This is a genomic window from Pseudomonas sp. MF09150, assembly GCF_059862355.1.
On the sequence record NZ_JCBCUS010000008.1, the window covers coordinates 60,604 to 73,670 of the forward strand.

At 64.3% G+C, this 13,067-nt stretch carries 13 protein-coding genes; 4 read left to right on the forward strand and 9 right to left on the reverse strand.

Annotation, left to right across the window (positions count from 1 at the left end; all coding sequences use genetic code 11):
- Nucleotides 1-7: 7 nt before the first annotated feature.
- The 9 genes from AC19YX_RS26170 to AC19YX_RS26210 all read right to left on the reverse strand — a co-directional run bounded on the left by AC19YX_RS26170 (nucleotide 8) and on the right by AC19YX_RS26210 (nucleotide 8,603).
- Nucleotides 8-1,099, reverse strand: a complete 1,092-nt coding sequence (locus tag AC19YX_RS26170; RefSeq protein ID WP_500607348.1) for a polyamine ABC transporter substrate-binding protein — start codon at nucleotides 1,097-1,099, stop codon at nucleotides 8-10.
- A 20-nt stretch (nucleotides 1,100-1,119) separates the two neighbouring features.
- Nucleotides 1,120-1,899 (reverse strand): amino acid ABC transporter ATP-binding protein, encoded by a 780-nt coding sequence (locus tag AC19YX_RS26175; protein ID WP_078468577.1) that lies wholly within the window; start codon nucleotides 1,897-1,899, stop codon nucleotides 1,120-1,122.
- A gap of 2 nt (nucleotides 1,900-1,901) precedes the next feature.
- Nucleotides 1,902-2,675, reverse strand: a complete 774-nt coding sequence (locus AC19YX_RS26180; protein ID WP_078468576.1) for an amino acid ABC transporter permease — start codon at nucleotides 2,673-2,675, stop codon at nucleotides 1,902-1,904.
- A gap of 12 nt (nucleotides 2,676-2,687) precedes the next feature.
- On the reverse strand, nucleotides 2,688-3,494 hold the full coding sequence (locus tag AC19YX_RS26185; RefSeq protein WP_078468575.1) for an ABC transporter substrate-binding protein: 807 nt from the start codon (nucleotides 3,492-3,494) through the stop codon (nucleotides 2,688-2,690).
- An 81-nt stretch (nucleotides 3,495-3,575) separates the two neighbouring features.
- Nucleotides 3,576-4,244: a GntR family transcriptional regulator gene (locus AC19YX_RS26190; RefSeq protein WP_500607349.1), complete on the reverse strand. Its 669-nt coding sequence runs from the start codon at nucleotides 4,242-4,244 to the stop codon at nucleotides 3,576-3,578.
- Between the two features lie 301 nt (nucleotides 4,245-4,545).
- Nucleotides 4,546-5,031, reverse strand: a complete 486-nt coding sequence (locus AC19YX_RS26195) for a hypothetical protein (RefSeq protein WP_500607350.1) — start codon at nucleotides 5,029-5,031, stop codon at nucleotides 4,546-4,548.
- Between the two features lie 265 nt (nucleotides 5,032-5,296).
- Nucleotides 5,297-6,244: a SphA family protein gene (locus AC19YX_RS26200; RefSeq protein ID WP_500607351.1), complete on the reverse strand. Its 948-nt coding sequence runs from the start codon at nucleotides 6,242-6,244 to the stop codon at nucleotides 5,297-5,299.
- A 71-nt stretch (nucleotides 6,245-6,315) separates the two neighbouring features.
- On the reverse strand, nucleotides 6,316-7,083 hold the full coding sequence (locus tag AC19YX_RS26205; RefSeq protein WP_078468572.1) for a coniferyl-alcohol dehydrogenase: 768 nt from the start codon (nucleotides 7,081-7,083) through the stop codon (nucleotides 6,316-6,318).
- A 44-nt stretch (nucleotides 7,084-7,127) separates the two neighbouring features.
- Nucleotides 7,128-8,603: a benzaldehyde dehydrogenase gene (locus tag AC19YX_RS26210; protein WP_500607352.1), complete on the reverse strand. Its 1,476-nt coding sequence runs from the start codon at nucleotides 8,601-8,603 to the stop codon at nucleotides 7,128-7,130.
- 282 nt (nucleotides 8,604-8,885) lie between these two features.
- Here AC19YX_RS26210 and AC19YX_RS26215 point away from each other — a divergent pair, with 282 nt between their 5' ends.
- The 4 genes from AC19YX_RS26215 (at nucleotide 8,886) to AC19YX_RS26230 (ending at nucleotide 13,061) form a co-directional block, all read left to right on the forward strand.
- A complete protein-coding gene (locus AC19YX_RS26215; RefSeq protein WP_500607353.1) occupies nucleotides 8,886-10,679 on the forward strand; it encodes a sigma 54-interacting transcriptional regulator in 1,794 nt (597 codons plus the stop codon).
- Nucleotides 10,680-10,740: 61 nt separating this feature from the next.
- On the forward strand, nucleotides 10,741-11,148 hold the full coding sequence (locus tag AC19YX_RS26220) for a hypothetical protein (RefSeq protein ID WP_500607354.1): 408 nt from the start codon (nucleotides 10,741-10,743) through the stop codon (nucleotides 11,146-11,148).
- A gap of 63 nt (nucleotides 11,149-11,211) precedes the next feature.
- Nucleotides 11,212-11,994 carry a hypothetical protein gene (locus AC19YX_RS26225; protein WP_500607355.1) on the forward strand — a complete coding sequence of 261 codons (783 nt, stop codon included), beginning with the start codon at nucleotides 11,212-11,214 and terminating at the stop codon, nucleotides 11,992-11,994.
- Nucleotides 11,995-12,119: 125 nt separating this feature from the next.
- Complete coding sequence (locus tag AC19YX_RS26230) at nucleotides 12,120-13,061, forward strand: alpha/beta hydrolase (RefSeq protein WP_500607356.1); 942 nt, start codon at nucleotides 12,120-12,122, stop codon at nucleotides 13,059-13,061.
- The last annotated feature ends 6 nt before the right edge of the window (nucleotides 13,062-13,067 follow it).

Consider the following 13,067-nt stretch of genomic DNA (forward strand, 5'->3'; position numbering starts at 1 on the left):
CGTCAATTCATTGGCCGGACTTGATCCGGTTCCACTCGCGGGTGATCAGGCGCTGGATCGGGTCCGGCAGATCGGCGGAAACAAAGGTGTGGCTGATCACCTCATCGCCGGGGTACACCCCGGGGTTGCCACTGACCTTGGGGTCCATCAGCGCGGTGGCGTCTTTATTCGGGTTGGCGTAGCCCACGTAATCGCTGATCGGGGCGATCACCTCGGGGCGCAGCAGGTAGTCGATCAGCTTGTGCGCATTGGCGACGTTGCCGGCGTCCTTGGGAATGGCCAGCATGTCGAACCACAGGTTCACCCCCTCCTTGGGAATCAGGTAGCGAATGTCGGTGTGCTTACCGGCCTCCCTGGCCCGAGTCTGGGCCTGCATCACGTCGCCGGAATAACCGATGGCCACGCAGATATCTCCGTTGGCCAGGTCGGCGGTGTATTTCGACGAGTTGAAGTAGGTCACCGACGGCTTGAGTTTGATCAGCAGCGCCGAGGCTTTTTTATAGTCCTCGGGGCGGCTGCTGTTGGGGTCCAGGCCGAGGTAGAGCAAGGCCTGGGGAATGATCTTCACCGGCGCATCGAGAAACGCCACTCCGCAGTTCTTGAGTTTGGCCAGGTTGGCCGGGTCGAACACCATCGACCAGGAGTCGAGCACCACGTCCTTGCCCAGGGCGGCGCGGACTTTCTCCTCGTTGTAGCCGATGCCCACGGTGCCCCACATATAGGGCACGGCGTATTGATTACCCGGGTCGGCGGCCTCCAGGCGCTGCATCAGACGCGGGTCCAGGTGCGGCCAGTTGCCCAGCAGATTGCGCTGCAACGGCTGGTAGGCTCCGGCGCGGATCTGCTTCGACAGGAACTGGCTGGAAGGCACCACCAGGTCGTACCCCGAGTGCCCGGACAGCAACTTGGCCTCAAGCATTTCATTGGTGTCGAAAATGTCGTACTGGACCTTGATCGCGCTGGTCTGCTCGAAGTTTTTCAAGGTGTCCGGCGCGATGTAGTCGGACCAGTTGTACACCTTCACCACCTGCTCGGCGGCCTGCACCTGGGGCAACACGGCGGCCATGCACAAGGCCGCGGCAAGACTGGATAAACGCATGGTCAACTCCCTGGAAAAGATCACAGCACACGGCTGAGAAAGGCTTGGGTACGGGGATGGCTGGGGCGGCTGAAGATCTGCTCCGGCGGCCCCTGTTCAATCAACTCGCCCTGGTCGAGCACCACCACGCGGTCCGCCACTTCCCGGGCAAAACCCATTTCATGGGTGACCACGACCATGGTCATGCCCTCCTCGGCCAGCTCCTTCATCACTTGCAGCACCTCGCCCACGGTTTCCGGGTCCAGGGCGCTAGTGGGCTCGTCGAACAGCATGGCCTGGGGTTTCATCGCCAGCGCCCGGGCAATCGCCACCCGCTGCTGCTGGCCACCGGAAAGCATCGACGGGTAGTGCCCGGCCTTGTCCGCCAGGCCGACCCGCGCCAGCAGGCCGCGTGCCTGCTCCAGGGCCTGGGCCCGCGGCACGCCGAGCACCTGGATCGGCGCTTCGATGATGTTTTCCAGGGCGGTCATGTGGGGGAACAGGTTGAAGCGCTGGAACACCATGCCGATGTCCCGGCGCTGGCGGGCAATGTTGCGTTCCGAGTCACGCACCAGGCTGCCGTCGGCGCGCTCGCGGTAGCCCATGGCCCGGCCGTTGACCCGGATACGCCCGCCCTGGATGTCTTCCAGCAGGTTGATGCAGCGGATAAAGGTGGTCTTGCCCGAGCCTGAGGCACCGATCAGCACCACCACTTCGCCGCGCCGCACCTGCAGGGAAATGCCCTTGAGAATCTGCAGCTCGCCAAAGGACTTGTGAATGTCCTGGGCATCGATGATCAGCTCTTCGCTCTTGTGCGCCATGCTTAGCGTCCCCGCAGCAGTTTCAGGGTGTGGCGGCCGAACATGCGGCTGCTGGCAGGCGGCGGCGTGGGCCGGTCCGACTGGCCGAAGCGTTGTTCCAGCCAGCGCTGGAAGAAGCCCCACAAGGTGGTGAGCATCAGGAAGTAGATCGCCACCACCAGGTACAGCTCGAAGACGCGGAAGGTGGCCGAGGTCACCATCTGCGTACTCAGCAGCAGCTCCTGCACGCCGATCACGCTGACCAGGGTGGTGTTCTTGAGCATCACGTTGAATTCGTTGCCCAGGGGCGGAACGATCACGCGGAAGGCCTGGGGCAGCACGATGCGCCGCATCAGCTTGCCGAAGGTCATGCCCAGGGAACGCCCGGCCTCGTACTGGCCCTTGTCCACCGCGCCGATCCCGGCCCGGATGATCTCGGACATGTAGGCGCCTTCATTCAGGCCCAGGGCGATGATCGCCGCCTGGATATTGCCCGGCACCACCAGCCCGAACAGCTCCAGGTCTTCGAAGCGGAAAATCCCCCCCGCCGCCAGGGCGGTGTAGAGAAAGACGATCTGCACCAGCAGCGGCGTGCCGCGCATCAACCACACGTAAAAACGCACCGGCAGATGCAGCAGGGGGTTGCGCGACAGGCGCATCAGCGCCGCCACCAGCCCCAGCGCACAGCCCATCAACATCGCCAACACACTGATCAGGCAGGTCAGCCAGAGCCCGGTGAGGTACACCCCGCTGGGCTGCAACAGGTACTGCCAGAACACATCCCAATTGAAATTCATCAGGGGCACGCCTCAGTCGAGTTGGTCGCTGGCCACATGCCATTTGGCCAGCAGTTGGCTGTAGCTGCCGTCGCTGCGCATGTCACTGATGACGTGCTGCACCGCCGCCGTCAGTTGCGGGTCATCCTTGCGAATACCCAGCCCGGTGAGAATCCGGCTGAAGGCCGGCACCCCTTCCTCGAACAGATCCGGGGCCATGGCCGCGTAGTAGCCGGCGGTTTCCACGGTGGTGCCGTAGGCGTCGACCTGGCTGATGCGCAAGGCCTGGAAGGCGTCGGTGTCGGTGTTGTAGACCACCAGCTTCATGGGCGGCTTGCCGGCCTTGGTCAGGGTCTCGTTGTGTGCGTCGAGCAGGGTCTTGATGGTCGAGCCGTTGAGCACCGCCACCTTGTGCGTGGACAGCGCGTCCAGGGTCCTGATGCCTTTGGGATTGCCCTTGGGCACCACCACCGACTGGCTGGAATACATGTAGTTGACGATGTCGATCACCTCGCGGCGCTCGGGCTTGTCGAACAACTGGTCGACGATCATGTCGCACTGCTGGGCCAGCAACGCCGGCAGCAGCCCGGAGAACGGAATCACCCGCCACTGCACCTGCTTGTTGCCCAGGCGCTTGGCGATCTCCAGGCCCAGGTCCACGGTCAGGCCCTTGGGCTTCTGCGCCTCGTCGAACGACACCAGGGGTGGCGAATCCATGCCCGAGCAATAGGTCAACTTGTCGACCTTTTGCAATCGCTCCGGCACCACGGGCGCGGCGAGCGCCCACTGTGCACAAAGTCCAAGGGATACCGCGGCAAGCAAGGCGCTTGTTTTGTGCATGACCAGACACTCCAGTTCGGTTAGTAACGGGGGCAGTACTCAAAGTCACAACAGGGTCGGGCTCGGGGCCCGCTTCTTGGCTTATTTTTCGGCTTGCAGAAACTTGATCAGCTCGGGGACCGTGCCTTCGATGTGCTCGCGCACCACGGCCTCGGCCTGATCGGCATCGCCGGCACGAATCGCGTCGAGGATCACCGCGTGCTCCTGGCGCGCGCTCAGGGGTTTATCGACGTGTTGCAGCCACAGGCGCATGGGCGCCTCGATCAGCGAATACAGGGCCGAGATCTGCTTGAGCAGCCGAGGCCGACCGCTGAGGCTGCACAGGTATTCATGGAATTTGCGGTGGCGGCTGACCCATTGCGCGCTCTCGTCGCGGTAGTCATCCATCTCGTCGAGCAGCCGCTCCAGGGCCGCCAGCTGGCGCTCGCCGATATGGTTCACCGCCACCCGCACGGCCAGACCCTCCAGGGCGCTGCGCATCTCGAACACTTCATGCAGCTCGGCGATATCCAGGCCACTGACGATCGCTCCCCGGTTGGGCCGCAACGTCACCAGGCCCTGGGCATCGAGGCGGCGAAAGGCTTCACGCACCGGCATCCGGCTCATGCCGATTTCACCGGCAATATCCTCGGCAATCAGCCGATCGCCCTTGCAGTAACGGCCGCAGCAGATCGCTTCGAGGAGAAAGTTGTAAGCCTCCTCCTCGGCGGTCAGGGGCTGACGTTCAACGTAAGCGGGAGCGAATTGCATGGCGGGCACCTTTTGTATTTTTGTATCCAATTATCCATAAATTCAAAAATGCAGAAGCCGTGCCAGGTTGCCCTGAAAACATTCAAGTGACTGATTTGCAATGGTTTAGACCCGTGGGCCAGGCGCGACGGCCCTGACGGGATACCCAGAAGACGGGAGATTTGCTACCAAATGGCCCAGCGAGCGGCCCATAAGTGGGCAGGAAAGTGCCTGAGTAACAGCCAGCGACAGGAGCGCGCAAAAACACAAATCCCGTAGCCGCTGCCGAGCTTGGCGAGGCAGCAGCTACAGACACTGACGTTCAATACACCCGATCTTCGGCCTTCATTGAGGCAATCCGATTGATCGTCCATGCCGAGATCCCCAGAAACAGCAGCACCAACAGCAATGCAGTGGCCATGATGTAAAAGCTCATGCGGTAGGTATGCAGTGCCGAGGACAGGCTGCTTACCGACGGAAACCAGGCCGAATACTGGATATCAATGGGGCCACCGACGTCGTATGCAGGGTGCTCATCGTAATAAGCATCGAAGTAGCTGTTTTCGTGAACCTGGCCGTCATGGTCGGTGTAGGTGTAATGAATGGTGGCGAAGCGGCTGTTTTTCTCGAATCGCTCAATCTGGGCGACTGTGCCCACCGCCTCGTTAGGGCTTAGATGAATGGCACCGTAGATAACACCTGACCCTCGGGCCATGAAGGCGAATGCCAGCAGCACGCAGCAGGCAATCGTGAGGAGGATGACCCGATTGTAGAGATGATCTTTTTCGGCTTCGCGGGGGTAGTACATGAACCGTCCTTATTCGTGAAAGCTGACTGTTTATCAAGCGACCGGCAATGACGATCAACGTCCCTTCTTGGCCCTTGTATCAGGCCCGACCGTTCAGGTTGCAGACCCTAAAGTAGCGGCACTTTGATTTCAACGATTCCCCCATCAAAAACCTGCCCTACTGCGCCCTTTCCCCACCCGCTATCAAGCTGACAGCGGTGACAGCTCCTGGCCCCACATGGGGCCGGGCAGGCCCTCGCCCGGCACCACCCAACCGCCCTCCCCGCTAGAACTTGTGCAACAGGTTAAACACCAGCTTGTTGCCCTCGGTGCGGTTCTCGGCCTGTTGCTCGAAGTAGGCGTTGACCGACAGCACGTTCTCTTTATTGAAGGCATAGAGCACGCCCGGGCCGATGGCCCAGACCTTTTCCCGGCGGCCGCTGACGGCGTGGCCGTCGACTTGGGTGTCGGTGAATTGCTTGAGCCAGTAGCCGTTGAGCCCGGCGCTGAACTGTTCGCTGAAGGCGTATTGCAGGGTCAGGTTGGCGTGCAGGGCCTGACCGGCCTGGGTGTCGGAGACATCGCCGAAACCGGCTTGCGGGTCGTGATTCTTGCCGTTCCACAGGTACATGAAGCGACCGCTGGCCGACCAGCGCGGGGTGAACCAGTAGGTGGCGGCGTAATACGGGTTGAACGACCAGAAGTTGCTGCCGGGGTTGATCGAACGGTTGCGGTCGTAGGCGCCCACCGGCACCGAGACATCGGCCTCGATCCGCTGGGTCAGCCACGGGCTGCCGTCGGCGCGGGTCAGGGTGGGCAGTTGCACAAAGGCGCCGAGGATCAGGTCGCCAACACCGGCGCGGGCACTCAAGGCGGCGTTGTTCAAGCCATCGTCGACGTCGACATGAGCCAGGGAAGTATTGATCAGGGTAAAGCCCGGCATCGCGCCATTGGCCAGGGGCTGGCCGACGTAGATGATCTGGGTGGTCGGGGCCACCACCTCCAGTTGCTGCCTGGGCAGGGGCAGCTTGTTGCCGTTGGCGTCGTTGAAGCGAGTGGCCCGGGAATAGCTCAGGTACTCCTCCAGGTACCAGCCGGGCCCCGCCGGCACCGGCGAGCCGTCGTAGAAGCTGGTACTGCCCAGGTTCAACCCGGGCAGGTCGTAGGCGTAGGCGCTGCTGCACAGCGCGACACATACCGCGGCCGCAAGGGTCCGCAAGAATGGCTTGGGCATCTTGTTAGTCCTGTATTTTTGTTGTTGTTCAAGACCCCCGGCAGGGCCGGGGTTTATGGCATCGGCTGGGGTTACACGTAGGTCGCCGCGAGCCCGCCATCCACCGGCAGGTTGACCCCGTTGACCCAGCGCGCCGCGTCCGAGCAGAGGAAGGCAATCACCGCCGCCACCTCATCGGCCAGGGCCGGGCGCTTCATGCGCACGCTGTCGCGGGCCACCCGTTCCTCGCCGAGCATGCTCACGAAATCACCAAGGATCGGCGTCAGCACCGGCCCCGGCGCCACGCAGTTGACCCGTACCGAATGCTCGCGAAACCAGCTCTGGGATTGCAGGAAGCTCCAGACAATCAGCGCCTCCTTGAAGTACTGGTAGCAACTGCCCTGGGGCACCGGGTTGGCCGCCAGCCATTGCTGCCCGGCGCTGTAGGACTCGGTGGCGGCCAGGGCCTTGTGCAGCGCCAGGCGCTCGGGCCATTGCGCCCCGAGGATCGAGGCCACGTTGACGATGCTGCCCCCCGGGCTCATGCGTGGCAGCAGCCCCTGGCTGAGGTGGCGCAGGCCCAGGTAGTTGACCTGGGCCACCGCCTGCACCGGCGACGTGCCGGGCACCCCGGCGACATTGCACAGGGCATCGATGCGTTGCGGCAACTGCGCCACCAGGGCGTCGATGCTCGCCGGGTCGCCGAGGTCGGCCTGGAAGAAACCGTCCAGGGTCAGTTGCGGTTCATGGCGATCGATGCCGATCACCGTCGCCCCCTGGAACTGCGCCAGGCGCGCCAGCTCGGCACCGATGCCGGAAGCGGCGCCGGTGACCACCAGGATTTTGTTGTGCAGGTTCATGTTCAAGCCCTCTTATTGTTGTGTAGGCACAGGTTTTTCGGAAATCAGAAGGGATAGGCCGGCGCAGTGTTTTTCACCGTGACCCATTGCCATTGGCTGTATTCATCCCAGTCCGCCGGGCCGCCGACGCTGCCGCCATTGCCCGAGGCGCCGCGCCCGCCGAAGGGGTTGATGCATTCGTCGGCCACAGTCTGGTCGTTGATGTGCAGCAGGCCGCACTGCAGGCGATCGCCAATGGCCATGGCACGCCCCACCGACGGCGAAATCACGGCCGCAGACAAACCGTACTCGGTGCGGTTGGCCAGTTCGATGGCCTCCTCGTCACTGGCAAAACTCACCACCGTGGCCACCGGGCCGAAGACTTCATCTTCAAAGGCCCGCATGCCCGGACGCACGCCGCTGAGCACCGTCGGCAGGTAGAACAGGCCGCGGGCTTCGCCACCGGCTTCCAGGCGCGCGCCGGCGGCCAGGGTGTCGCTGACAATCTGCTGCACCCGCTGCAATTGCCGCGCGTTGATCAATGGGCCAAGGGCGGCCTCTCCACGAGCGGCATTGCCCACGGTCAGGGCCCGGGCCTTGTCCGCCAGCTTGCGGGTGAATGCAGCGGCAATGGACTCATGAACCAGGATCAGGCCGCTGGCCATGCAGATCTGCCCCTGATGCAACCAGGCGCCCCAGGCGGCGTTGCTCGCGGCCAGGTCGAGGTCGGCGTCTTCGAGAATGATCAGCGGGTTCTTGCCCCCCAGCTCCAGGGCCACTTTTTTCAGGTGACGCCCGGCCACTTCAGCGACCTTGCGCCCGGCGCCGGTGGAACCGGTAAAGGCGATCATCTGCACATTGGGGTCACGGCACAGCGCTTCGCCGGCATCCGCAGCCCCGGGCAATACCTGCAACAAGCCCTTGGGCAAGCCGGCGGCCTCAAACAGGCAGGCAATCAGCAAACCACCGCTGACCGGGGTCTGCGGGTCGGGCTTGAGCACCACCGCATTGCCCGCCGCAAGGGCCGGCGCCACCGAACGCAGGGACAGCACCAGGGGAAAGTTGAACGGCGAAATCACCCCGACCACGCCGTGGGGCTGGCGCCGTGCATAGGACAAACGCCCGGCTTCGCTGGGCAGTACCAGGCCGTGGGGCTGGGACAGCGACCCCGCGGCCTGGTGCAGCAGGACAATGGCCTCGCGCACTTCGTGTTCGCCCTTGAACAACGCGCCACCGGTTTCCCGGGCCACAAACAGCGCCAACTCGTCGAAGGCAGCCTGGGCCCAGCCCGCCGCCTTGCGAAACACCTCGGCGCGCTGGCGTGGCCCGAGGGCGGCCCAGGCCGGTTGGGCCAACGCCGCGGCGCGGCAGGCGGCGGCCATATCGGCCGGGTCGGCCATGGCGCTGTGCAGCAGCACCTCGCCGGTGGCGGGTTCAAGAACCGCCTGCACCGGGGCCGACCCGGGCACCCAGTCGCCGTTGAACAAGCAGTGGGCCTCCAGGGCCCGCCGCAGTAATTGCGTGGTTTCAGACACAGTCATTGCACACTCCAGGTTCTTGTCATTGTGTTCGTCGTCGCCGCCCGAGGGCTTGGTGCAACGCCGTACCAGGCCTTGAGCAAGGGCTGTGCCGGTTTCGCCAAGGGACTCGCCGAGGCTGCCGTGATGGCTCTAACTCAAGGCTTGCACCAGCGCCCTCGGGAATGAGTCGCCGCTGGCGGGCGTCGCTCGCTCCGGGCGCGCTTGTTCAATTGATAAAGTTATGTTTAATAACTATCTCGCCAATTGCTCATATCGAGCACTCAAACGCCCGGGGCCAAAACAATGACCATTCCCCACTGCCCGCTGCCCGATCCTCAACTGACCCGCGAGCCCTACCGCCCCCGTGGCGACAGCAGCGAACTCAGCGCCAGCAGCTCGCCGACCCCTGCCGAACTCAATGACTGCCTGTTCTTCTCCCCCGACGACGGCCGTATCTGGCTCAACGACCAGCGCATGCTGTTGCTGCACAGCTCGTCGTTCGGCGCCCTGCGGCGGGAGATCATCGAGCGCCAGGGCCTGGAGCAGGCGCGCGGCCTGTTCACCCGCACCGGCTATGCCTGTGGCGCGCGGGATGCGCGGCTGATCCGCGAGCGCTGGCCCCAGGCCGATGCGGCGGCGGTGTTTCGCGCCGGCACCCACCTGCACAGCCTGGAAGGCATGACCAAAGTCGAACCGCTGCATTTCAAGTTCGACGCCGACTCCGGTTTCTATGACGGCGAGTTTCTCTGGCACCACTCCTGCGAGGCCGATGAACACGTGGCCGCCTATGGCATCGGCCAGGACCCGGTGTGCTGGACCGAACTGGGCTACGCCATCGGTTTTGTCAGTTGCCTGTTTGGCCAGATGGTGATTTTCCGCGAGGTGGAATGCCGCGGCATGGGCCACGCCAATTGCCGGGTGCTGGGCAAGACCGCCGCCCAGTGGGGCGATGTCGAGCAAGACCTGAGCTACCTGAACGTTTCGCCGTCGCCAGCGCCCACCGCCACCGTCGCCCCGAACAGACCCTCGAGCGTCCCTGCGCCCGCCTCCAGCCAGCAACCACTGATTGGCACCAGCGCCGCGTTCAATGCCGCGACCCAGGCCTTGCAGCGCGTGGCCGCAACCCCGGCCACGGTGCTGATCAGCGGCGAATCCGGGGTCGGCAAGGAGCTGTTCGCGCGCCAACTGCACCAGCTCAGTCCGCGCCGGTCTGGGCCTTTTATCGCCCTCAACTGCGCGGCGATCCCCGACAACCTGATAGAGGCCGAGCTCTTCGGGGTCGAACGCGGCGCCTTCACCGGTGCCACCCATTCGCGCCCCGGACGCTTCGAACGGGCCCAGGGCGGCACCTTGTTCCTCGATGAAATCACCTGCCTCAGCCTGGCCGGGCAAGGCAAGCTGCTGCGTGCCTTGCAGGAACGGGAGATCGAGCGGGTCGGCGGTGGCCACGGCATCGCCGTGGATGTGCGGGTGGTGGCGGCGACCAATATCGATCTGCGCCAGGCGGTGGCCGCCGGCGAATTTCGCGCCGACCTGTTCTACCGGCTCAACGTCTACCCCATCGCCCTGCCGCCCCTGCGCGAACGCCGCGACGATATTCCGCTGCTGATCAACGCCTTCCTCCAGCGCTACTGCCACGAATACGCGCGGACCCCGGCCGGGCTGACCATGCGCGCCCTGAAGGTGCTGTTGCGCTATGACTTCGCCGGCAATGTGCGCGAACTGCAAAACCTCATCGAACGCGGGCTGATCGCCAGCGAGGACGGACAGGCGATTGACCTGGTGCACCTGTTTCGCAACGAACCCTTGCCCGAAGAGGCCTATTCCCTGGACGACCACGGCGGCCTGTCCCTGGCCCCGGGCGCGCGCCCCGAGGCCGAGGCGACCCTGCTCGACAGCCTCAACCAACGGGACCCGGACTTTTCCATCGAAGGCCTGGAGTCACGCCTGATCAACGAAGCCCTGGAAAAAAGCGCCGGCAACCTGTCCGCCGCCGCCCGCCTGCTGGGGCTGAGCCGGGCGCAGTTTGCCTACAGGTTGAACAAGCACCGCCGCGCTGAAGGCTCAAGCACAGGCTTTACAAGGCTGGACAGCTGAGCCAGAGTTCGCCACCGCGGCGTGCTCCAGCGCCGCCCACCGCTTGCCAAGGACCCCCGCCATGGACTGGAACGCCCTGCAGAACGCCCTGTTCGACAGCGCCCGCGACGCACTGGAAACCCTGTTGAACGAGGGTATTCCCGCGCCCTATGCCGTGGCCTTCCATGCCAGTTACCGCGAAGAGGATCGGGTTATTGACCTGCCTTCCCTCGCCGTCAGCAGCGAGGCGACCCTGGAGGAAGATCATGGCCCGGGCCAGCCCCGGGACATCAGCGGCGTGCGCTGGAACCCTGCCGATTGGCGCTGGGATTGGGAGCTCGATGACTACGCCAACCCGGCGCTGCAAGCCTGGGATCAGCCGTTGCAAATCGAAGCCAACCGCGAGGGCCCGCAACATTGGCAGGCGGTCGAAGCGCAGTTCGTCGCCAGCGTGGCGCAGGCGGCCCGGGCCTTGCGCGAACACTTCTAGGACGATCCTCGGGTCGATCGGCATTTCGTCGCGCTGTTCCATGACTTCAACGACGAAGTCGGCATGGCCCGCGCCAGCATGCCCCCCGAGCTGTTTGCCTGGCACTTTCCCGAAGAGGTCGCCACCGACCGCCTGCGCGAAGAAATCGCCGCCTTGCCCTATGCCGAACAGCTGAGCTTTTACCTCGACCGCCTGCAACGCACTCAACGCATCGGTTCCGAAGAAGCCCAAGCCTGGCTGATCGCCCAAGGGCCCCGTGCCAGCAGCGCCTTGATAGAACGCCTGCACCAGGTCAAAGACCCCTATGCCATCGCGCGCATCCTGGGCCTGGCCGGGCATGCCGACACGGCAGTGATCGAGGCCTTGCGCCTGCGCCTGGGCCAGGCCCAACAGGAAACCACGCGCCATTGGTGCGCAAGGGCCCTGGCCTGCCTGGGCGATGTCGAGTGGTTGCTGGGACAGGCCGACGACGTGGCAGTGGAGGGTCTTTGCACGCCGTTGAGCCACCTCAACGATAAGCGCACGCAACCGGCGGCCCTGGATTACTGCGTGCTGATCAGCCTGCTCGAACAACGTCCGGGTCTGACCGCGGCCGTGGAAGAGGCCCTCAAACCGGGCAGCTCCTTCACCACCATCAGCGATCAGGACCTGCCCCAAGCCCTGGCCGGCCTGGCCTCGCCCCACCGGGTGATCCGCCGCCACGCCGCCTGTGTGCTGAACAACCGCTGGCTCGGCGCCGCCGCCCAGGCCCAGGCCATCCAGGGCTTGCTGCAAGCGCTGCAGGACGACGACGAAAAGGTCCGCTACCTGGCACAACTGGGCCTGGAAGGCTTGCGCCACAGCTGAAAGACCCGTCAGTTTCCCAGCATTTTGTAAAACTTCTGCCGCACCGTCCGCCGAATTCCACACGCGCGGCGGCGGCAGTTCTGTTAAAACCCGTCATCTGTGTTCTCTGTGTGGTGACCCCCTCCATGACTGCATCCCTGCTCAAGCGTGCCGGCCGTCGCTGGCTGTCCCTGCTGTGCATGGCCCTTTTTCTGGTCGGGGTGCCGGTGGGCTGCCAGGTGCTGGAACACCAGGAACGCAAGCTGGTGTTTCGCATCGAGCCCGGTACAGCCGGCTGGTACCACGGCCTGCCCAAAACCGTGCGCGAGCTGGAGCTCACGCCCAAGACCCTCAAGGCCGGGCAGAACATTCATGCCTGGTGGTGGCCGGCGGCCCGGGCCGATGCGCCGGCGATTCTGTATTTGCACGGGGTGCGCTGGAACCTCACCGGCCAGCTGTTTCGCATCGAGCAGCTGCACGCCCTGGGCTATTCGGTACTGGCCATCGACTACCGTGGTTTCGGCCAAAGCCAGGGCGACCTGCCCTCGGAACGCAGCGTGTACCAGGACGCACGCATCGCCTGGGAAAAACTCCTGGTATTGCAACCCGACGCCCGCAAACGCCTGATCTACGGCCACTCCCTGGGTGGCGCGGTGGCCGTGGACCTGGCTGCCGAACTCGGGCAGCAAGCCGCGCGCAACCACACGCCGGTGGCCGCGCGCGGGTTGATTATCGAGTCCTCCTTTACCAGCCTGGCCGATGCGGCCGCCGCTATCGGCAACACCTCGCTGCCGGTGCGCTGGCTGCTGTCGCAGAAGTTCGACTCCATCGACAAGATCGACCGCATCGGCATGCCGCTGCTGGTGGTCCACGGCCTGGAAGACCGCTACGTGCCGTCGCGCTTCAGCCAGCAATTGTTCAACGCCGCGCAAGAGCCCAAGCAACTGCTGCTGATCCGGGGCGGCACCCACAACAACAGCATGAGCCTGGCCGGCAACCGCTATCGCCAGGCCATCAACACCCTGATGCAGGCCAAGCCACCGGCCAAAATGGCCGGTGCCCTGCCTGCCGCGAAACCTACCGGATGAGGCCAT